This window comes from Kineosporiaceae bacterium (assembly GCA_016713225.1).
Taxonomy (GTDB): Bacteria; Actinomycetota; Actinomycetes; order Actinomycetales; family Kineosporiaceae; genus JADJPO01.
In genome coordinates, this window is record JADJPO010000003.1 from 1,051,188 (window position 1) to 1,072,188 (window position 21,001).

Annotated in this window: 19 protein-coding genes; 7 read left to right on the top strand and 12 right to left on the bottom strand. The window is 72.2% G+C overall.

What is annotated here, in order from left to right; all coding sequences use genetic code 11:
* Positions 1-3: 3 nt before the first annotated feature.
* Positions 4-720 (bottom strand): DNA-3-methyladenine glycosylase, encoded by a 717-nt coding sequence (locus tag IPK24_15760; protein ID MBK8076978.1) that lies wholly within the window; start codon positions 718-720, stop codon positions 4-6.
* 41 nt (positions 721-761) lie between these two features.
* Here IPK24_15760 and IPK24_15765 point away from each other — a divergent pair, with 41 nt between their 5' ends.
* Both IPK24_15765 and IPK24_15770 read left to right on the top strand, forming a co-directional pair.
* Positions 762-1,667 carry an LLM class flavin-dependent oxidoreductase gene (locus IPK24_15765; GenBank protein ID MBK8076979.1) on the top strand — a complete coding sequence of 302 codons (906 nt, stop codon included), beginning with the start codon at positions 762-764 and terminating at the stop codon, positions 1,665-1,667.
* Between the two features lie 11 nt (positions 1,668-1,678).
* The gene (locus tag IPK24_15770) at positions 1,679-2,416 is read left to right on the top strand and encodes an alanyl-tRNA editing protein (protein MBK8076980.1); all 738 of its coding nucleotides are present in this window, start codon (positions 1,679-1,681) and stop codon (positions 2,414-2,416) included.
* 141 nt (positions 2,417-2,557) lie between these two features.
* Here the strand turns inward: IPK24_15770 and argH are convergent, their stop codons facing one another.
* From argH to IPK24_15805, 7 genes are all read right to left on the bottom strand, one after another.
* The gene (gene argH / locus IPK24_15775; protein ID MBK8076981.1) at positions 2,558-4,057 is read right to left on the bottom strand and encodes an argininosuccinate lyase; all 1,500 of its coding nucleotides are present in this window, start codon (positions 4,055-4,057) and stop codon (positions 2,558-2,560) included.
* An 8-nt stretch (positions 4,058-4,065) separates the two neighbouring features.
* Entirely contained in the window at positions 4,066-4,611 is a 546-nt protein-coding gene (locus IPK24_15780; protein MBK8076982.1) for an arginine repressor, read from the bottom strand.
* Between the two features lie 10 nt (positions 4,612-4,621).
* Positions 4,622-5,839: an acetylornithine transaminase gene (locus IPK24_15785; GenBank protein MBK8076983.1), complete on the bottom strand. Its 1,218-nt coding sequence runs from the start codon at positions 5,837-5,839 to the stop codon at positions 4,622-4,624.
* Positions 5,840-5,943: 104 nt separating this feature from the next.
* The gene (gene argB / locus IPK24_15790) at positions 5,944-6,825 is read right to left on the bottom strand and encodes an acetylglutamate kinase (GenBank protein ID MBK8076984.1); all 882 of its coding nucleotides are present in this window, start codon (positions 6,823-6,825) and stop codon (positions 5,944-5,946) included.
* Between the two features lie 21 nt (positions 6,826-6,846).
* Positions 6,847-8,055, bottom strand: coding sequence for a bifunctional glutamate N-acetyltransferase/amino-acid acetyltransferase ArgJ (gene argJ / locus IPK24_15795; GenBank protein MBK8076985.1), 1,209 nt, complete (start codon positions 8,053-8,055; stop codon positions 6,847-6,849).
* A gap of 35 nt (positions 8,056-8,090) precedes the next feature.
* On the bottom strand, positions 8,091-8,510 hold the full coding sequence (locus IPK24_15800; GenBank protein MBK8076986.1) for an ACT domain-containing protein: 420 nt from the start codon (positions 8,508-8,510) through the stop codon (positions 8,091-8,093).
* Positions 8,511-8,541: 31 nt separating this feature from the next.
* Positions 8,542-9,600: an N-acetyl-gamma-glutamyl-phosphate reductase gene (locus tag IPK24_15805; GenBank protein ID MBK8076987.1), complete on the bottom strand. Its 1,059-nt coding sequence runs from the start codon at positions 9,598-9,600 to the stop codon at positions 8,542-8,544.
* Between the two features lie 116 nt (positions 9,601-9,716).
* Between IPK24_15805 and IPK24_15810 the strand changes: the two genes are divergently transcribed.
* The 3 genes from IPK24_15810 to IPK24_15820 are packed head-to-tail and all read left to right on the top strand — an operon-like array spanning position 9,717 to position 13,887.
* Complete coding sequence (locus IPK24_15810) at positions 9,717-10,769, top strand: MoxR family ATPase (GenBank protein MBK8076988.1); 1,053 nt, start codon at positions 9,717-9,719, stop codon at positions 10,767-10,769.
* 11 nt (positions 10,770-10,780) lie between these two features.
* The gene (locus tag IPK24_15815; GenBank protein MBK8076989.1) at positions 10,781-11,812 is read left to right on the top strand and encodes a DUF58 domain-containing protein; all 1,032 of its coding nucleotides are present in this window, start codon (positions 10,781-10,783) and stop codon (positions 11,810-11,812) included.
* Positions 11,809-13,887, top strand: a complete 2,079-nt coding sequence (locus IPK24_15820) for a transglutaminase domain-containing protein (protein ID MBK8076990.1) — start codon at positions 11,809-11,811, stop codon at positions 13,885-13,887. Before IPK24_15815 ends, IPK24_15820 begins: the two co-directional genes overlap by 4 nt.
* Here IPK24_15820 and IPK24_15825 read toward each other — a convergent pair.
* The 3 genes from IPK24_15825 to IPK24_15835 form a co-directional block, all read right to left on the bottom strand.
* The gene (locus IPK24_15825; GenBank protein ID MBK8076991.1) at positions 13,805-16,357 is read right to left on the bottom strand and encodes a phenylalanine--tRNA ligase subunit beta; all 2,553 of its coding nucleotides are present in this window, start codon (positions 16,355-16,357) and stop codon (positions 13,805-13,807) included. The genes IPK24_15820 and IPK24_15825 overlap by 83 nt on opposite strands.
* Positions 16,354-17,466: a phenylalanine--tRNA ligase subunit alpha gene (gene pheS, locus IPK24_15830; GenBank protein ID MBK8076992.1), complete on the bottom strand. Its 1,113-nt coding sequence runs from the start codon at positions 17,464-17,466 to the stop codon at positions 16,354-16,356. The genes IPK24_15825 and pheS overlap by 4 nt, the downstream gene beginning before the upstream one ends.
* Before the next feature lie 110 nt (positions 17,467-17,576).
* A complete protein-coding gene (locus IPK24_15835) occupies positions 17,577-18,200 on the bottom strand; it encodes a histidine phosphatase family protein (GenBank protein ID MBK8076993.1) in 624 nt (207 codons plus the stop codon).
* 86 nt (positions 18,201-18,286) lie between these two features.
* On the opposite strand from IPK24_15835, the gene IPK24_15840 reads away from it, so the two are divergent.
* Positions 18,287-18,913: a GNAT family N-acetyltransferase gene (locus tag IPK24_15840; protein ID MBK8076994.1), complete on the top strand. Its 627-nt coding sequence runs from the start codon at positions 18,287-18,289 to the stop codon at positions 18,911-18,913.
* Positions 18,914-18,964: 51 nt separating this feature from the next.
* The gene (locus IPK24_15845; protein ID MBK8076995.1) at positions 18,965-20,497 is read left to right on the top strand and encodes a glycosyltransferase family 39 protein; all 1,533 of its coding nucleotides are present in this window, start codon (positions 18,965-18,967) and stop codon (positions 20,495-20,497) included.
* Positions 20,498-20,542: 45 nt separating this feature from the next.
* Here the strand turns inward: IPK24_15845 and IPK24_15850 are convergent, their stop codons facing one another.
* Positions 20,543-20,992, bottom strand: a complete 450-nt coding sequence (locus tag IPK24_15850) for a hypothetical protein (protein MBK8076996.1) — start codon at positions 20,990-20,992, stop codon at positions 20,543-20,545.
* Positions 20,993-21,001 lie beyond the last annotated feature (9 nt).

Consider the following 21,001-nt stretch of genomic DNA (forward strand, 5'->3'; position numbering starts at 1 on the left):
TCGTCAGTCTGGAGCAGCGGACGGGTCGGCCACACGGCACATCGCCGAGGCGGTGGTGGTTCGGCTGGCCCGGCGGGAGCGAACGACGCCCGGGCGATACCCCGAGACGGTCGGCTCGCCGTCCAGCCAGAAGCGCCACGGATACCGCGCGGCGTCGCCACCGGGGCCGCTGACCCCGACCCGAGGACCGGTGCGCAGCGCCGCGTCGAGTGCGGGCTGCGCGCCGTCCGGGGGTCGCTCGAGCCAGATCCGGGGCTCGCCGGCACACAGGTCGTGGCCGTCGTGGGACCCGTCCAGCCCGAGCGCCCGGGTGAGCCGTGCCGGTCCACGGGCGAGGTCACGATCAGGCGGTGGCGCGCCGTCCGGACGGCTGCGGCGTCCCCGGGCCAGCGGCAGGCCGGTGACGATCTCGCCCGCGCGCAGCAGCACCGCCCCCGCGGAGCCGTCCGGGCCACAGACCACGTTGGCGCACCAGTGCATGCCGTAGGTGAAGTAGACGTAGAGATGCCCGGGCGGCCCGAACATGACCGTGGTGCGTGGGGTCCGACCGCGGAACGCGTGGGAACCGGGATCCTCGCCCTGACCGGCGTAAGCCTCGACCTCGGTCAGCCGGACCGCGACGCGTCCCTGGGCACTCTCGTGCACCAGGACGGCGCCGAGCAGGTGGGGGGCGACCTCGAGTGAGGTGGCCTGCACGGCGGCGCGCGGGACCCGGAGCATCCGAGGGGGCGGCATCGGACGATGCTGGCACACTCGCGCGGGTGAGAGTTGGCGTGCAGTTGCCCGAAGTCGAGTACGAGATCTCGTTCCCGGACCTGATCGCGCTCGCCCGCCAGGTGGAACAGGCCGGGTTCGACGCCATCTGGCTGGGCGACCACCTGCTCTACGACCTGCCCGTCGGGCCTCGCGGACCATGGGAGTGCTGGACCAGTCTGGCCGCGCTGGCGGCCAGCACCGAGCGGGTGCGGCTCGGCCCGCTGGTGGCCGCCACGAGCTTTCACGCTCCGGCGATGCTGGCCAAGATGGCCGCCACGGTGGACGCGATCAGCGGTGGGCGGTTGGTGCTCGGGCTCGGCGCAGGCTGGAACCGGCGCGAGTATGCGGCGTTCGGCTTTCCGTACGACGCCCGGGTGGGCCGGTTCGAGGAGGCGTTCACCATCGTGCGCACTCTGCTGGCCGAAGGGGCCATCGATCATCGGGGCACGTACTACACCGCCGAGGACGCCGTGCTGCACCCGCGCTCGCCGCGTCCCGGTGGGCCGCCGCTGATGATCGGCTCGATCGGTCCACGGATGCAGGCGATCACGCTGCCGTACGTGGCGTCCTGGAACGTGTGGTGGAGCGACTTCGGCAACACTCCCGAGGGCTTCGCCGAGGTGAAAGCCGTTGTGGACGAGCGGATTGCGACCATCGGACGAACCGGCGAGATCGAGGCGAGCTGCGCCGTCCATGTTCGATTGCCCGGTGGCGTGGGGCGGCAGATGGGCGATTACCCGGCCGATCGGGGCCGGCCACTGGAAGGCACGCCGGACGAGCTCGCCGATCAGCTGGCGGGCTTCGCCGCAGTGGGCGCGGACGAGATCCAGCTGGTGGTCGACCCGATCGTGCCGGCCGGCATCGACGCCCTCGGTGAGACCCTGCAGCTGCTGCGGTCGCGTCGGCACTAGGGTGCCTCGTCGTGGAGGCAGAGCGGCACGGCAGGACCCATCGGCTCGAACTCGGTGACCAGACGCTGCGGGAATGGACCGCGACGGTGCTGGACGCCGTCCCGGACGGGATCGTGCTGGACCGCAGCGCGTTCTACCCAGGCGGGGGCGGGCAGCCGCCGGACCACGGCGTGCTGCTCTGGGGTGGGGTACAGACCCGCATCGTGGGCACCCGCAAGGGTGACGAGCTCTACCTGCTGCCGGCCGAGGGCGATCCGTTGCCGCCGGTCGGGACGGCTGTCACCGGTGCCGTCGAGCAGGCGCGGCGGACGGCGCTGATGCGCACCCACTCGGGGCTGCACCTGCTCTCGGGCGTGGTGTTCCGCGACTTCGGAGCGCTGGTCACCGGAGGCAACATGGAGCCGCTGGAGGCTCGGATGGACTTCAACCTGCCGAGCGTTCCCGAGGGCTTCCGCGACGCTGTGGCCGCCGCCTGCGCGGCCGAGGTCGCCGCCGACCGGGCGATCACCACCACGACGCTGCCACGCGAACAGGCCTTCGCCGACTACCCCGACCTGATCCGTACCGCCACGAACCTGCTACCCGACGACCTCGAGGTGGTACGGATCGTCGACATCGCCGGCCTGGACACCCAGGCGGACGCCGGCACGCACGTCGCGTCGACGTCCCAGATCGGTGGCCTGGAGATCGTCAAGATCGAGAACAAGGGCAAGGGCTTCCGCCGGCTGCGGGTCCGCATCACCGGCTGAGGCAAGCCCAGCCGGCCGAGACCCCCACCCCCACCCCAACCTGCTCATGCTCCGCAGGTGACGCGTTGAACCCGGATTCGAGGCTGAAAACGCGTCACTGGCGGAGCATGAGCGGTCAGCTGCGGAGCATGAGCGGGTTTGTCAGGGGTTGGTTTGCGCCCAGGTGAGGAGGGTGGACAGGCGGGTTCGGAGATTGGCGCGTTGTTCGTCGACTCTCACCGGGGCGGTGCCGCCGTGGGTGTCGCGGCTGGCCAGGGAGCCGGCGACGTTCAGCACCTCGCGGACGGCGGGGGTCAGGTGGGGGGAGATCGCCGCCAGGGCGGCGTCGTCCAGGTCGTGCAGTTCGATCCCCCGCTGCTCGCAGGCGCGGACGCACGCGCCCGCGATCTCGTGCGCTTCCCGGAACGGGACCCGTTGCCGCACCAGCCATTCGGCGATGTCGGTGGCCAGGGAGAACCCGGCCGGGGCGAGCGCTGCGAGACGTTCCAGGTCGAACCGGGCGGTGGCGATCATGCCGCTGAACGCCGGCAGCACCAGCAGCAGCTGGGTGATCGAGTCGATCACCGGCTCCTTGTCCTCCTGCAGGTCGCGGTTGTAGGCCAGCGGCAGCGCCTTGAGGGTGGCCATCAGGCCGGCCAGGTTGCCGATCAGACGACCCGACTTACCGCGAGCCAGCTCGGCGACGTCCGGGTTCTTCTTCTGCGGCATGATCGAGGACCCGGTGGCGTAGGCGTCGTCCAGCACCAGGAATCCGAACTCGGCGGTGGAGTAGAGCACCACCTCCTCGGCGATCCGGGAGACGTCGACCCCGATCATCGCCAGCACGAACGCCAGCTCGGCGACGACGTCGCGGCTGGCGGTGCCGTCGATCGAGTTGTCGCAGGCCCGGCTGAACCCGAGCTCGCGGGCCACCGCCATCGGGTCGAGGCCGAGCGAGGATCCGGCCAGGGCTCCCCCGCCGTACGGCGAGGCGTCGGCCCGGCGGTCCCAGTCGACCAGCCGCTCGACGTCGCGGGCCAGGGCATGGGCGTGGGCCTGCAGGTGGTGGGCCAGCAGCACCGGCTGGGCGTGCTGCAGATGGGTGCGACCGGGCATCGGGGCCGTGGGGTGTGCTGCGGCCTGCCCGACCAGGGCGTTGGCCAGGTCCAGGGTGGCGACGGCGACGGCGCGAGCCTGGTCACGCAGGTACATCCGGTAGAGCGTGGCCACCTGGTCGTTGCGCGAGCGTCCGGCCCGCAGCCGGCCGCCGAGGTCGGCGCCGACGCGCTCGATCAGGCCGCGTTCGAGCGCGGTGTGCACGTCCTCGTCGGCCGGGGTGCCGACGAAACGGCCCGCCTCGATGTCGGCGCCGAGGGCGTCCAACCCGGCGATCATCGCGGTCAGCTCAGCCTCTGTCAGCAGCCCGGCGGCGTGCAGCACCCGGGCGTGGGCACGCGAGCCGGCCAGGTCGTACGGGGCCAGCACCCAGTCGAAGTGCACGGACGCCGACAGTGCCTCCAGGGCCGCCGCCGGACCACCCTCGAACCGGCCACCCCACAACTTGACCGGCCCACCGGCCGGTACCGGCTCGCTCGGGCCGGAAGCGTCGAGGGTCGGGGCCTGCGTCACGGGAGGATCCTCCTGGTCATACGTCGGGGTCATGCGCGAGGTCACGCGTCCAGATCGGCCCGGCCGCTGCGGGCCAGGTCGAGGAACCGGGCAGCGACCGCGTCACCGCCGAGCGGCTCCCGGGTCACCACCAAGATGGTGTCATCCCCCGCGATGGTGCCCAGCACCGACGGCAGATAGGAGCTGTCGATGGCCGAGGCGAGGAATTGGGCCGCACCGGGCGGGGTGCGCAACACCACGAGGTTGGCCGACGCCTCGGCGGTGACCAGCACTTCGGCACAGACCCGGGCCAACCGCGCGTCCAGCACCTCCTGCGACAGGCCCGCCTGCGGCGTCCGGTCACCGCCCTCGCCCGGGACGGCGTAGACCAGTCCCCCACCCGGGTAGCGCACCTTGATCGCGCCGAGCTCGACCAGATCGCGCGACAACGTGGCCTGGGTGACCACGACGTCGTGGGCGGTGAGCAACTCGGCCAGTTCGACCTGGGAACGCACCGGGTGACGGCGCAGCAGATCGACGATGGTGTGGTGCCGCGCCGCCTTGGTGGGGGCACTGCGTCCGAGCTGCGAGGGGGTGTCGAGGGACATCGCCGGCCTCCTAGGTGGCGGACGCGAGGCCGCGGGACGCGGCATCGTGCACGGCGTCGAGCACCGGGCCGAGGGTGGCGATGAAGCTGTCGGCCTGGTCCGTGGTGAGGATCAACGGCGGCGCCAGCCGGATGGTGTCCGGCGCCACCGGGTTGACGATGACGCCGCGGGTGAGCAGCTCGCCGGCGACGTCGGCGGCCACGGGGGCACTGAGCTGAATGCCGATCAACAGGCCCGCCCCCCGGCTGCCGGTGATCAGTGGGTGGGCCATCCGGTCGACCTCGGCCCGCAGGTGTTCACCGACGACGGTGGCGTTGTGCAGCAAGCCGTCCCGTTCGATGACGTGCAGCGTGGCCAGCGCCGCTGCGGCCGCCAACGGGTTCCCGCCGAAGGTGGTGCCGTGGCTGCCCGGGCCGAGCAGGCTTGCCGCCTCACCGCACGCGATGACCGCACCGATGGGGACGCCGCCACCGAGGCCCTTGGCCAGCGTCACGACGTCCGGCTGGAGGGGCTCCGCAGTGACATCGGGATCCGTGCCGAGCACCAGCGGGTTCTGGTGGGCGAACCAGGTTCCGGTGCGTCCGGCGCCGGTCTGCACCTCGTCGAGCACCAGCAGCGCACCGGCGTCCCGGGTGATCCGGCGCGCCTGCGCCAGGTATCCCGGCGGCGGCATGCGCACCCCCGCCTCGCCCTGGATCGGCTCCAGGACGACGGCCGCGACCTGCGGCGTCACTGCCTCGGCCAGCGCCGCGGCGTCCCCGAACGGCACGTGGACGACGCCGCCGGGCAGCGGCTCGAACGGCTCGCGGTAGGCCGGTTTGTGAGTCAACGCCAGCGCACCCATGCTGCGGCCGTGGAAGGCGCCCTCCGCGGCGACCACGCCGACCCGCTCGCCGGGCGGGGCCAGCCGACGGGTCAGCTTGAAGGCCGCCTCGGTGGCCTCCGTGCCCGAGTTGGTGAAGAACACCCGAGCGCCCTCGGGAGCACCCATCAGGTCGAGCAGTCGCTCGGCGAGGTTGATCTGCGGCACGTTGGCGAAGAAGTTCGAGACGTGGCCCACCGTGGCCAGTTGGGCGGTGACGGCCGAGGTGTAGAACGGATGGGCATGGCCGAGGGCGTTGACCGCGATGCCCCCGAGCAGGTCGAGGTAGCGGTTGCCGTCGGCGTCCCAGACGTAGCAGCCCTCACCACGCACCAACACCCGGGACGGCGTGCCGAAGGTGTTCATGACCGCGGCGCGATAGCGGTCGGTCAGGCCGCTGCCGATCGGGCCGACCGTGGAGAGGGCTGTGGTGTGGGCTGACGCCTGCGGCGCGTTCGCCACGTCGCCGGTCACGGCAGCACCATCGTTCCGACGCCTTCGGGGGTGAACACCTCGAGCAGCACACTGTGCTCGACGCGGCCGTCGATGACACTCGCCGCCGGGACGCCGCCCTCGACGGCGCGCAGGCAGGCCTCCATCTTGGGCACCATGCCCGATTGCAGGCCGGGCAGCATCGTGGCGAGCTCCTTCGCGGTGATCTCGGTGAGCAGCGAGTCGCGGTCGGGCCAGTTGGCGTAGACCCCCTCGACGTCGGTCAGCACGACCAGCTTGCGGGCCTGCAATGCGATCGCCAGGGCAGCGGCAGCGGTGTCGGCGTTGACGTTGAGCACCTGGCCGTCCTCGTCGGGCGCGACCGTCGAGACCACCGGGACGCGGCCGGCCTCGATCAGGTCGAGCACCGCGGCCGGGTCGACGTCGACCACGTCACCGACCAGGCCGACGTCCACCTCGGTGCCGTCGACCACGGCGCCACGGCGGCGGGCGGTGAACATGCCGGCGTCCTCGCCCGACAACCCGACCGCGCGAGCCCCGGCACCGTTGATCAAGCCGACCAGCTCGCGACCGACCTGGCCGACCAGCACCATACGGACGACATCCATCGCCTCGGGTGAGGTGACCCGCAGCCCACCGCGGAACTCGCTCGCGATGCCGAGCCGGTCGAGCATGTTCGAGATCTGCGGGCCGCCACCGTGCACCACCACCGGCTTGAGCCCGGCCGAGCGCAGAAAGGCGATGTCCTCGGCGAACGCCTGCTTGAGGGTGTCGTCGATCATGGCGTTGCCGCCGTACTTGACCACGACGATCGCGCCGTGGAAGCGCTGCAGCCAGGGCAGCGCCTCGATCAGCACGTGGGCCTTGTGCTGGGCGGACAGGGAACGCAGGGGGCTCATCGGGGGCTCTCTCTGTGATGGTCAGGAGGAGTAGGCGCTGTTCTCGTGGACGTAGTCGTGGGTCAGGTCGTTGGTCCAGACCGTGGCGGTCGCCTCACCCGCGTGCAGGTCGATGAGCACGCGCACCTCGCGGCCGGACAGGTCGACCAGCTCGCGGTCGTCGCCGACGCCGGCGGCCTTGCACACCTGGATGCCGTTCATGGACACGTCGAGGGTCAGCGGGTTGAAGGCTGCGGACGTCGTGCCGACCGCGGCGAGGACGCGGCCCCAGTTGGGGTCCTTGCCGAACACCGCAGCCTTGAACAGGTTGCTGCGGGTGACCGCGCGGGCCACCTCGACGGCGTCGTCCTCGGTGGCGGCGTTGACCACCTCGACCGCGATGTCGTGGCTCGCGCCCTCGGCGTCACCGATCAGACGGCGGGCCAGGTCGGCGCAGACGTCACGCAGCGTCTCGGTGAACTCCTCGGCGCCGGGCCGGGTGCCGCCGGCGCCGCTGGCCAGCAGCAGCACGGTGTCGTTGGTGGACATGCAGCCGTCGGAGTCGATGCGGTCGAACGTGGTGCGTACCGCCTCGCGCAGCGCGGCATCGGCGGTCTCGGCGTCCAGGTCGGCATCGGTGGTGATCACCACGAGCATGGTGGCCAGGCCGGGGGCGAGCATGCCGGCGCCCTTGGCCATGCCGCCGACGGTCCACGGGGCGATCGGACCGTTCGGACCAGTGCCGGCCACGGTGCGCTCGGAGGTCTTGGCGACGGTGTCGGTGGTCATGATCGCCTCGGCCGCATCGGCACCGGCGCTCGGACCGGCCGCCAGGGCGAGCACGGCCGTGTCGATGCCGGCGAGCACCTGCGGCATCGGCAGCCGGACGCCGATCAGCCCGGTCGAGCAGACCGCGACATCGCCGGGGGCGATGCCGAGTCGCTCGGCCACGTGCTCGGCGGTGTGATGGGTGTCGGCGAAGCCCTCGGGTCCGGTGCAGGCGTTGGCTCCGCCGGAGTTGAGCACCACGGCGTCCACCCGGCCGTCGGCCAGGACCTGGCGGGACCAGACCACGGGCGCGGCCTGGACCCGGTTGGACGTGAACACGGCCGCCGCGACCCGGGAGGGACCGTCGTTGACGACCAGGGCGACATCCCGGGCACCGGTCGACTTCAGCCCGGCCACGACGCCGGCGGCGCGGAAGCCCTGCGACGCGGTGACGCCACACACCTGCTCGACCCCGGGGGCCATCGCCGGCCGAGCCGCCGCGCCGGGCACGGGGGCGCTCATTCGTCGTCCCCTCGTCCGGGATACACCGCGACGGGGGTGTCGATCACCTCGTACCCCGCGGCGCGCCAGACGGCGCCCGCGGTCGGCACGCTCGCGGCGTCCAGCAGCACCCAGTCGGTGTCGTAGGTGGACACCGTCAGCACCGGGATCCCCGCGTCCGCCAGGGGTTTGAGCAACGCGACCAGGATGCCCACCTGGGCGAACTCGAGCACCTGGTCGACCACGACGGCCACGAACGGCCCCTGGACGGCTCCGGGCAGGTCGTCCGGCAGCGAGGTCGTGGGGCAGATGACACTGGTCTCGTTCTCGGTGCGGGTGATGCTGCACAGCGGCCCCCCGACGGCCCAGTCGGGGTGAGGGGCGTCCGGCGGCATCCGAACCAGGGCAACCGACTGAGCATTCACCAGCAGGCGCATGAGCGGGGGTCCTTCCGAGAGGAAGCAGACGTCAGGGGGCCAGGCCTGCGACGGGCAGGCCGAGGGTCTCGGGCAGGCCGAGCGCCAGGTTGGTGGACTGCACCGCACCGCCGGCTGTTCCCTTGGTCAGATTGTCGATCGCCGCCGTGACCACCACCCGACGCGTCCGCGGGTCGAGGGCCACCTGCAAGTGAACCGTGTTGGCCCCCAGGGTATCTGCGGTACGCGGCCAGCGCCCGGAGGGCAACACCGTGACGAACGGTTCGCCCGCGTAGGCCTTCTGCCAGACCTCACGCACGATCTCGGAATCGATCACACCGTCGTCGGCGCCGGAGGCCAGGCGCGCGGTGCAGGTGGCCAAGATGCCGCGCGCCATCGGCGCCAGGGTCGGGGTGAAGGAGACCTGCACCGGCCCGGCGGCCGCCAGTGCCAGGTTCTGCTCCATCTCCGGGGTGTGCCGGTGGACGCCACCGACGCCGTAAGGCGACATCGAGCCCATGACCTCGCTGCCGATCAAGTTGGGCCGCAACGACTTCCCGGCACCGGAGGTACCGCTGGCCGCCACGACGACCACGTCGGGATCGAGCAGTCCGGCGACGAAGCCCGGCGCCAGGGCCAGGCTCACGGCGGTCGGGTAACAGCCCGGGACGGCGATGCGCCGGACGCCGCGTAACTGCTCGCGCTGCCGGGACCCGTCGGCGAGCACCAACTCGGGCAAACCGTAGGCCCAGGACCCTGCGTGGTCACCACCGTAGAACTCGGCCCAGGCAGCCGGGTCGACCAGTCGATGGTCGGCGCCACAATCGACCACCAGCGTGTCGTCCGGCAGCTGGGCCGCCAGCTCGGCGCTGGCGCCGTGAGGTAGGGCCAGGAAGACCACGTCGTGCCCGGCCAGCGTGGCGGCCGTGGTCGGCTCGATCACCCGGTCGGCCAGCATCGGCAGGTGCGGCTGGTGTTCGCCGAGCCGGCTGCCCGCGCTGGTCGAGGCGGTCAACGCCCCGAGCTCGACCTCCGGGTGCGAGACCAGCAACCGGAGCAGCTCACCACCTGCGTAGCCACTGGCCCCAGCGACCGCCACCCTCACCGACATGACGCATGAGCATACACAGTGATGCATGAACATGCAGTCACGCTGGCCGAGCCCACCAGCGGTCGACGGGACCAGGCGCTCCTCAAGTGCCCACCCGGGGTGGTCGATGCGCAAGCGTGTCCACGCCCTCGTCGGCGGCCCACCTCGCTCAGGGGCGGCCGATCCCGCAGCAGTCCCCCACGGCCGCTGCCGCCGCGCCACCCGCCGGCGCGTCCCCGGTCACGCCCGGCCAGGCACACCGGGACATGGTGGCCGTGCTGCGTGCGGTGGCGAGTGTCGTCCGCGGTCAGGATCAGGCCCTCACGACCATCGGGTGCGCGCTGTTCAGCGGCGGCCACGCCGTGATCGAGGATCGCCCCGGCAGCGGCAAGACCACGATGGCCAAAGCATTCGCCGCCACGGTGGGCGGTGATTTCGCGCGGGTGCAGGCCACCGCCGATCTGCTGCCGGCCGACATCAGCGGGTCGTCGATGTGGCAGGGCCACGACGTCGCCGGCGGCCGATTCGTCTTCGTCCCCGGACCGCTGTTCGCCACGGTGGTGCTGGTCGACGAACTGAACCGGATGCCGCCCCGCACCCAGTCGGCGTTCCTGGAGGCCATGGACGAGGGTGCCGTCACCGTCGACGGGGTGCGGCACCGGCTGCCCGAACCGTTCTTCCTGATCGCCACGCAGAACCCCGCCGAGCATCACGGCACCTACGCCGTGCCGCAGGCCCAGCTCGATCGGTTCGCGGTGGCGGTGCGCCTGGCCCCGCTGTCGGGTGCCACCGAACTGCGGGTGATCCGCGACCAGCTGGGCGGCCCGAGCGTCGAGCGGCTCGGCACCGTGATCGACCCGGCAGGTCTGTGGCGGATCCAGCAGGCGGTACGCCACGTCCACGTCGCGGATGCCGTGCTCGATTACGGCGCACGGCTTGCCGCTGCCACCCGCGGCCGGCAGCACCGGGCGCAGGGCGCCGGTACCCGGGCCGCCATCTCGCTGTTGCGCGTGGCCCAGGCCCATGCCCTGATCGGCGGCCGCGATCACGTCACACCGGACGACATCAAGGCGGTCGCCGTCGACGCCCTGGCGCATCGAGTCGGCCCGGTGGACGGGGACGACACCACGGCGTCCGACCCCCACGCCCTGGTGCGGGACGCCCTGGCGCGTACCCCGATCCATCCGTGACGGGACCGGGCATGACGGTGCGCGTCGACACCTGGCAGCTCCGGCGCAGCCGGCGGGTGGTGACGGGGATCACCATCGCTGCTGTGGTGATCGGGTTCGCGGCGGTGCGGGTGGGCAATCGCTGGCTCGTCGGCGTGGCCGGCGCCCTGGTCGCCGTCGCCCTCTCGGCAATCTGGCCGACGGGGCGCCCTCGTCTCGAGGCCGAGCTGCACGGGCCGCAGCGCACCGCTGTCGGCGACACGGTGCAGCACGAGCTCGTGCTCCGTGGACCCGGCCGGGAGATCGACCGACTCACCGTGGGGGTGGTCCAACCCGGGCTCTCCTCGGTGCTGATCAGCATCGTGGGGCTGCCTGCTCGGGGCGCCCTCACCGTGCCGATCACACGGACCGCCTGCCGACGCACCGTTGCCGACGTCGCGCAACTGGTCGTCACCGTCGGCACCGAGCTCAACCAGGTCACCTTCCGCCAGGACGTGCCCTTCCCGGCGCCGCTGGTCGTGCACCCGCGTCGGGTCCCCGCTCCCGCCGAGCCGACCGGCCCGCCGCCGTCGGGCCGCGGTGGCGAGCTGCTGGGGGTGCGTGCGTTCCGCAGCGGCGATGCCCCACGGGCGATCCACTGGCGGGCCAGCGCCCGTCACGGCGAGTTGATCGTGGCCGAGCGAGGAGCCGACGAGCCACCACCGGCACTGGTTCTGGTCATCGGCCGCCCGAGCACCGAGGACGACGAGCAGATCCTGGCCCTGGCCTCGGCTCTCGCCGGTCGACGGATCGCCACCGGCGAACCGGTCCAGGTGCTCGCCTGGCACGGGACCCGCTGCCTGACGGCCCCTTCGGGCTCGGTGACCGCCTCGGCGGACTGGTTCGCCGCCCTGGCCGAGCCGAGCGTGCCCCGTGTCGAGGCCGTGCTGGCCAGAACCGGGGACGCCGCGAGCCTCACCATCGCCGCGAGCAGTCAGACCCCGCCGGTCTGGGTGCACCAGCTGACCACCCGGCTGGCCGCCCGCGGGACAGTGCCGTCCTGGTTGAGGGCAGAGCCGTCGTGAACGACCGGGAGCTGGCCTGCGGCTGGGCGGCCACCGCGTCGACCGCGACGGTGATTCTCGCCTGCGGCCTGGCCACGCCGCGATGGTGGCTCGCCGCGATGGTCTTCCTGACGCTGGCCACCGCCATCACCCGCGCTGCAACGCACACCACCACCGGCTGTGCCCGGGTCGTGGTGGCACTGCGCGTGATCGTGTTGTGCGTCGTCCTCGGTCTGCTGGTGACCCTGTTGGCGTCCCGCTCGCTGGCCATGGCGAGCCTGTTCTACCTGGGCATCGCACCGCTGCTGGGCACGGAGTCGCTGCTCGTGCTCGTCGGGTGCGCGCTGGTCTTCGTCCCGGTCGCGGACCCGACGCAGCCGTACAGCGTGCTCGCGCGCGCGGTGTACGTGGCCACGTGGGCGTTGGTGCTGCTCACCGCGGTCGTGCGGGCCTCGCATCGGCTCCGGACGCCGATCGCGGGGTACGCCACCCTCTACACCGCGGGGCAGCAGGTGTCGGTGTCACGCGCAGCTCGTCGACCCCTGGGCTGGGCGCTGGCCGGCGCGCTGGTGGCAGCCGCGGTGGTGCCGCTCGGCCCACCACGGCCGGTGGGCCTGCCTGCCAGCGAGAGGTCGGACGGCGTCGCTGGAGGGACGGCGGAGACGGCCCGTATCGACCTGGCCGCCGTCGGGGACGTCGATCTCGGCGTGCGGGGCGAGCCACGCACCGACCCGGTCGCCGTGGTACCTGCCGACAGCCCGCAGTATTGGAGGAGCGGCCTGCTGAGCGGATACGACGGGCGACTGCTCACGCGCAGGACACCGTCGGACGGTGACGCGCCGACTCTGCAGACCCTGCTACCGAACACCGACGACGGGCGCACCGTCATCGTGCCTCACCCTGAGGGTTCGGTGGACGCCGACCCCGCTGGACCGGCGGTCACGTATCGCGTGCAGCCCGTCGAGCAGACCGGTGGCGTGACCGTGATCGCGCCCGGAACCCTACGCTCGGTGACCCCGGCGGCGCCGGCGCGCCTGCTTTACGACGATCAGGTCGTGGTGGTGTTCTCCGCCGAGGCTCATCTGGTCACCGCCGTCCCGACTCCCGACCTCGACGACGTGACCGCCGCTGTATCGCAGCCGCCCTCGACGCCGACCGCACTGCTCGCGACGGACGACCGATGGCTGGCGCTACCGAACACCGTGAGTTCACGCACCCGCGACCTGGCCCGGCAGATCACGGCGGGAATCCAGGATCGGAGGCAGGCCGTCGCGGCGATCAGGAGGTATCTGACCAGCCAGTACGCCTACGACCTGCAGGCGCCGGTGCCGCCCGAGGGCCAGGACAGCGTCGACTTCTTCCTGTTCGACTCCCACCGCGGCTACTGCGTGCACTTCGCGGCGGCGGAACTGGTGTTGCTTCGCTCGCTCGGCATCCCCGCCCGGGTGGCGACCGGCTATCTGGGCGGACACCAGGACGCCGACCAGCCGGGCAACCGGGTGATCACGGCCGACCGCGGTCACGCCTGGACCGAGGCCTACCTGCCCCAGGCCGGGTGGGTGCGCAGCGACGCGACTCCCGCCGGTGCGGTCGACGCGACGGCCGCGGCGGGGTCGACCTGGCCCACGCCGTGGAGCTGGCTGTTCGCGGGCTGGCTCGTGGCCGCTGCAGCCGGCTGGACGGTCCGTCGTCGGCTTCGCGCCTGGTGGCGGCGCCTGCGGCGCACCAGCCGCCGGCCCGATCCGAGCGACCACCCGGCCCCTCCGCACCCCGTCCCGTCACGCGACCCCGAACTGGAACAGGCCTACGACCGTCTCGAGCAGGCGCTCGCGCAGACCTCGCTACCTCACGCGCCGACCGAGACCCTCACCGAGCTGGCGGTCCGACTACCGCAGGCCCGAAACGGTCTGGGCGTGCTCTCCCGATCGCGGTACGACGCCCACGAGCTCAGCCCCCAGGACCGGACGACGGCCGTGGCGACGCTCGACGAGACGGTCCGGGCGCTCCGCGCCGCTACCCGCGGAGCACCGCCCCGCACCGGCGTGTGGCCGCTGCGACGGCGGCGTCCCGGACGCCTGCGGTCTCGGCTGCGGTGAGGGTGCGGTCGCCCGCCCGCATCCGCAACGAGAACGCGAGCGACTTCTTGCCCTCGCCCACCTGCGGCCCGACGTAGACGTCGAACAGCCGGACGCTCTCGAGCAGGTCGCCCCCGCCCTGGGTCAGGGCCGCGGACACCTCCCCGGCCGGGATGGCCTCGTCGACCGTCAGCGCGACGTCCTCCTTGGCGACCGGGTAGGTCGAGATCGGCACGGCCCGCCGGATGCCCACCGAGGCGGCGATCACGGTGTCCAGGTCGAGTTCGGCGGCGCAGGTGCGGGCCGGCAGGCCCAGTGCGCCGAGCACCGTCGGGTGCAGCTCCCCTGCGTGCCCGACGGTGACGCCGTCCAGGCTCAGCCGGGCGCAGCGGCCGGGATGCCACGGGGCGTGGACGTCGGCGCTCACCGCGAGCTCGACGCCGACCGTGCGGCCGACCAGCAGCGCCGCCTCGACCGCATCGGCCCAGTCGGCCGCGCGCGCCGGGCCGGTCCACCCGGCCGGACGCCGGTTACCGGTCAGGGCCAGCGCGACGTGGCGCGGCTGGGGCGGCACCGCATCGCGCAGCGCGGCCAGGTTCTGCTCCGAGGGGCGCATCGCCAGCGGCAACCGCGGGGCGACCCCGAGGGTCTCACCGGGCCGGGTGACCATGCCGAGCTCGAACAGCGCCAGGTCGGTGGTCCCGCGGGAGATGTTGCGGCGCAACGCCTCCAGCAGCGTCGGCAGCAGCCAGGTGCGCAACAGCGGCGCCTCGTCCGAGAGCGGGTTGGCCAGCCGGACGGCGCGCCGGCGGGCATCGTCGGCCGGCAGACCGAACACGTCGTCCGCCGCCGGGGAGACGAACGGGTAGGTCAGCACCTCGACCAGGCCGTGCTCGGCGAGCGATCGGGCCACGCTGCGGCGCGAGCGCTGCTCGTGCGTCAGTCCTCGCCCGGGCGGCGCGATCGGCAACACCGATGGAATGGCGTCGTAGCCGCGCAGCCGGGCGACCTCCTCGACCAGGTCGACGCCCCGGCGCAGGTCGGGCCGCCAACTCGGCGCCTGCACCGTCAGGACCGCGGCTGCATCATCCCGGGAGACCTGGCAACCGATGGTCTCGAGCGAGGCCACCACCTGCTCGGCGGTGTAGTCGACCCCGACGATCCGGGCCGGCAGGTCGGCGGCCATCACGATGGGCGCCACCGGAACCCGCACATCGGCATCCGTGGTGGCACCGATCGTGACCTGCTCGCCACCGCCGTAGGTGACCAGCAGCCGGACGGCGAGCTCCGCCGCCCGGTCGGCCAGGTCGTGGTCGACCCCGCGCTCGAACCGGCGGCTGGCCTCGGTGGACAGCTTGTGCCGCCGTGCGGTGCGCGCCACGGTGATCGGGTCGAAGTGAGCCGCCTCGATCAGGACGTCGGTGGTCTGCTCGGTGACCTCGCTGCTCGCACCGCCCATCACGCCGGCCAGGGCCAGCACCCGCTCGCCGCCGGTGTCGGTGATCAGCAGGTCCTCGGCGTCCAGTGGGCGATCGACGTCGTCCAGGGTGGTCAGCCGCTCACCCGCACGGGCGCGGCGCACCACGATCGGGGCCACCAGGCCGTTCAGATCGAAGGCGTGCAGCGGCTGGCCGACGGCCAGCATCACGTAGTTGGTGACGTCGACGGCCAGCGAGATGGCCCGCATGCCGGACTGTTCCAGCCGGCGCTGCATCCAGGCCGGCGACGCTCCGGAGGCATTGACGCCCCGCACGATGCGCGCGACGTACCGGTCGCACCCGGCCACACCCCGGATCGGGGCGTCGTCCGCCAACCGGACGGCGAACCCGTCGTCGTCCGGCTTCGGCACCTCGATCAGCGCCGGGTCGGTGAAGGCGGCGCCGGTGGCGTGGGAGTACTCGCGCGCGACACCCCGGATGCTGAGCGCGTAGCCGCGGTCGGGGGTGACGTTGACCTCGACGGTCTCCTCCCCCAGGCCGAGCAGCGCGATGGCGTCCGAACCCACCTCGGCATCCCCGTGATCCCACTCGACCAGCCGGATGATGCCGCCGTGCTCGGTGCCCAGGCCCAGTTCGGCGGCCGAGCAGATCATGCCGTCGCTGACGTGGCCGTAGGTCTTGCGGGCGGTGATGGTGAACCCACCCGGGACGACGGGCAGCACCGCGCCCGGCAGGCTCACCACGACCAGGTCACCGGCGAGGAAGTTGTGCGCGCCGCAGACGATGCCCCGGGGCGTGCTCGCGCCGTCCGGACCGGCGGTGTTGTGCGCGCCGACATCGACCTGGCACCAGCGGATGACCTTGCCGTTCTTCTGCGGCTCGTCGGCGAACTCGACCACCCGGCCGACCACCAACGGTCCACCGACGCCACCACCGTGGACGCCCTCTTCCTCGAGGCCGACGCTGACCAGCGCCGCCGCGACCTGGGTGCCGCGCACGCCGTCGGGCAGCGCGACGTACTCGCCCATCCAGGGCAGGGGAACGCGCATCAGACACTCATTCCGTAGTGCAGGCTGAACCGGGCGTCGCCCTCGACCATGTCGCGCATGTCGGCGATGCCGTGGCGGAACATCAGTGTGCGCTCGAGGCCCATGCCGAAGGCGAACCCGCTGTAGCGCTCGGGGTCGATGCCACAGGCCAGCAGCACGTTCGGGTTGACCATGCCGCAGCCGCCCCATTCGATCCACCCGGTGCCGCCGCAGGTGCGACAGGCCGGGTCGGGGCCGGACGGCCCGAACGGGCCGGGGCAGACGAAGCAGCCGAGGTCGAACTCGGCGCTCGGCTCGGTGAACGGGAAGAACGAGGGTCGCCACCGGGTCACCGCGTCGGGGCCGAACATGGCCCGCGCGAAGTGATCCAGCGTGCCGCGCAGGTTGGCCATGGTCAGGCCCTCGTCGACGGCCAGCCCCTCGACCTGATGGAACACCGGGGTGTGCGTGGCGTCGAGCTCGTCGGTGCGGAAGGTCTTCCCGGGCACGCAGACGTACACCGGGACGCCGCGGTCGAGCAGCGAGCGGGCCTGCACCGGTGAGGTGTGGGTGCGCAGCACCAGACCGCTGGACGGCGGGTCGACGAAGAACGTGTCCTGCATCTGGCGTGCCGGGTGGTCGGGATCGAAGTTGAGGGCATCGAAGTTGAACCACTCCGCCTCGAGCTCGGGGCCCTCGGCGACCTCCCAGCCCATCGCCACGAACACGTCCGCGATCCGCTCGGAGATCGACTCCAGCGGGTGCCGTGCGCCGCGCGTCGTCCGCTCGGCCGGCAGCGTGACGTCGACCGTCTCCTCGACGAGCACCCGGGCATCGCGCTCGGCCTCGAGGACGACGGTGCGCTGCGCCAGCGCCTGGTTCACCCGGCCCCGGGCGGTACCGACCCGCTGGCCGGCGTCCTTGCGGGCAGCCGGCGGCAGGGCACCGATCTCACGATTGGCCAGCGCCAGCGGACTGCGATCGCCCGCGACGGCGAGGCGGACCTGCTTGAGCGTGTCGAGGTCGGTGGCACCGTCGATGGCGGCGAGTGCCCACAGGACCTGCCGGTCCAGTTCCTCGGGGCTCAACGCCGCGACCTCGACCGGATCGAAACTCTTGTTCGGTGCAGACATGTCCATCCACGTTCAGGCTCGGTGACGGATCCGCGAGAGGACCCTGCTCGAGTCTGTCAGATGGGCACCGGCACCCGCGCACAGGTATTCCGCGTCCCCCGGAGTCTCGATCAGACCACCGAGCGGTCGGCGCTGCCCGGCCAGTCGAACAGCGCCCAGCCGTCGGCGTCGGCCCGCAGCTCGGCCGGCACACAGTTGGGGACGAACCGCGCCCGGGCCAGGTCGTTCGGCACGTTGTCGGCCAGGCGGGGCAGCGTCAGGGACATGACTCCGCCGTGGCTGATCACGACGACGGTCTCGCCGCGGTGGGCATCGGCGATCGTTGCCAGCGCGTCCTCGACCCGATCGATCACGCGCAGGCCGGTCTCCCCACCCGGGATCCCCACCTCGAGGTCACCGTCCAGCCATGCCTCGAAGACCTGCTGGGGACGGGGATCGGTGTACGGCACCCCGGCCAGCTCGCCCACCGAGAACTCCTGCAGCCCGGCAACAACGGTCAGCCCCACGCCGAGTGTCTGCGCCAGGATGCTGCCGGTGGCCTCGGCCCGGGTCATGGAGCTGGCGTACACCGCCGCCACCCGCCGGGTGCGCACCGCCTCGGCCAGCGCCTGGGCCTGCGACCGGCCGGTCGTGGTCAACCGGCCACCGTCGTCGGTGAGCACTCCGTGCACCGGGTACTCGGCGTCGCCGTGTCGGGCGACCAGCAGGGTGGCCGGGCACTGCAGATCGCTCATGCGAGGTGAATCTACGCCGCCGTCCGGGGGACGGCGCGGCCTGAAATCCGCGTGCCGGAGCGAGATCGGCGTCCTACCGTCGAGTCATGTCGACCCCACCGAGCTTCGAGCTCACCCTCCCTGACGTCCGCTGGCACGCCAGCTGGCTGGAGGCTGCCGCCGAGTTCGCGGCCACCGGTGAGTTCCCGCACGGTTCGGGCCTGACCCCGGACGGCAAGCAACCCCTCGCGGGCATGCCCGCGTGGCGTCCGGGCGAGCTCGCCGATCCGGCCCGCTTCGCGGCGTTCGTGACCGATCTTCGCAGCCTGACCGACCCGGACGTCGTGCGCCCGCTCGGGCTGGTGCCCGACACCAAGTTGTGGATCACTGACGGCGATCGATATCTGGGCGCGGTATCGCTTCGACACGAGCTGAACGACTTCTTGCTGCAGACCGGCGGCCACATCGGCTACAGCGTGCGCCCGACCAGCCGCCGCAGGGGGTTGGCCACAGCGGCGTTGCGTGGGGCGCTCGAGCGGGCCGCGGCGGCACCGTTGAGCCTCACCCGGGTGCTGCTCACCTGCGAGGAGGGCAATGCCGCCTCGGCAGGCGTGATCGAACGCTGTGGCGGCGTCCTGGAGGACGTGCGCGGCACCATGCGGCGCTACTGGATCACCGTGAGCCCGGATGAGAAGGCTCCAACGCTTCGGCCCGACGCCGGGTCCCGCGCCTAGAGTGGCGATCGGGGGCCGGTTCGGCCCGGACGGACCACGGAGGGGCGGCGCGTGCAGGATTCCACGACGCGCCGGGCGCGACGGGTCGATGCTCGCGCCGAGCTGCCCACGCCCTGGTGGCCCGTTCTGCTCATCGCGGCGATCGGCGGCGCACTGCGACTGGTGGGGCTGGGGCGCGAGAGCCTGTGGGTCGACGAGGGCTACACCGCCTCGCTGATCCGGCTCGACCCAGTGGCCTACATCGACAATGTGCTGCACACGATCCGCAACATCCTGCCGCCGTTGTACTTCGCGCTCATGCACTACTGGACCTCGATCGCCGGGACGTCGGAGGTCGCGCTGCGGCTGCCGTCCGCCGTGGCCGGCACGGTCGCGATCGTGCTGATCCACCGGTTCGCGCTGGTGACCGTCGGCCGGCGGGCAGCGGTGATCGCCGCTGTGCTGCTGGCCTTCTCGCCGTTCCACCTGTGGTTCTCGCAGGAGGCGCGGCCCTACGAACTGCTCGCGCTGCTGTATCTGGGCTCGCTGTACCTGCTGGTGACGGTGCTGTCCGGCCCGCGCTCCATCGGACCGGTGATCGGCCTGGGCGTGGTCGATGCCCTGATGCTCTACACCCATCACCACGCCACGATGTTGATCGCCGCTCAGGTCGTGTACGTCGTGGCCCGAACAGTGTCGGGAACCCTCGACCGAATGGCGATCCGGCGCTGGGTGACGGCGAGCGCGCTCGGCGCGGTGCTGTCCATCCCGTGGGTGCTGCTGTTCCTGAACCAACTCGGCAAGGTGAACGAGTTCCCGTGGCTGACCCGGCCGACCCCGACCACGCTCTACCGCGTGCTGGTGACCTTCGCCGGCTCCGGCACCGGCCTGGCCTGTTTCGTGGTCCTGTTGCTGGCCGGTGGCTTGGCACGCTCCCGCCTGGCCAGGCCGGAGGCGGGACAGCAGGTGCTGCTGCTCTGGGTCGCGTTGGCGATACCGCTGCTGGGCACGTTCACCTACGCGGTGTTGTTCGCCCCGGTGTTCGGGGCCAAGTACGTGATCGCGACCTCGCTGCCGCTGCTGGTCCTGGTGGCGGACGGCGCCTCGCAGCTGGGCGATCTGGTCGCCGGTGTGGCGCGGCGCGGCGTCCCCGATCTGCCCGTGGCGGCGATGGTGGCGGGCCTGGCGACGCTGGTCACGGTCTCGGCCATGGCCCCGACGGTGTACGCGCACCTGAGCCGGATCGAGAAGGAGCAGTGGCGCGAGGTGGCGGCCTGGGTCGAGGCCGATTCAGCACCCGGTGACCTGGTGTTGTTCAACGCCGGCTACACCCTCGCCAGCGGGTTCGACAGCTATGCCCACCGCACCGACCTGGACAAGCGCCCGTTCCCCCTGGACAGCGCCGACTTCGCGACCGTTCCCGATCCGACCCAGCTCGCCACCCTGGCGACACTCACCGCCGGTCGACGCCACGCCTGGGTGGTCTACTCCCAGACCCACGACGCGAACCTGACGATCGCCGAGGCGTTGAGCGCCTTGTCCGCCGAGACGGTCTGCCACGACTACGTCGGGGTCTCGGCGTGCCGATACACCCTCACCGGGTGAGTCCCGCGCGCGCCGTGATCCGCGCACCACGCAGGTGCGACCCTCTCAGGAGATCGCGGCGCGAACCAGCTCGACAACCCTCGCCTCGACGACGGGGGTCCAGGCCGTGAGCGCGTACGAACTCGGCCACATGTCGCCGTCGTCCAGGTGCGCAGCGTCCTGGAACCCGAGGGTCGAGTACCGATAGTTGAACTTGCCCGAGTCCTGGAAGAACAGCACGACCTTGCCGTCCGCATTCGCATAGGCAGGCATGCCGTACCAGGTCTTCGGCACCAGCTGCGGTGCGGTCGTGGTCACCGCCACGTGCACGCGCTCGGCGAGAGCGCGATCCGGCGGCGCCATCTTCTCGATGCTGTCCAGCACCGCCTGCAGCCCATCGGCCCGTTTGGCGCCCTTCTTGCCCTCGGCGCGCAGTTCGGCGGCGCGCTCCTTCATCGCGGCGCGCTCCTCGGCACTGAATCCGTCGGACCGGGTCTCGACCTGCTCGGTGGCCATCAGCGGCGT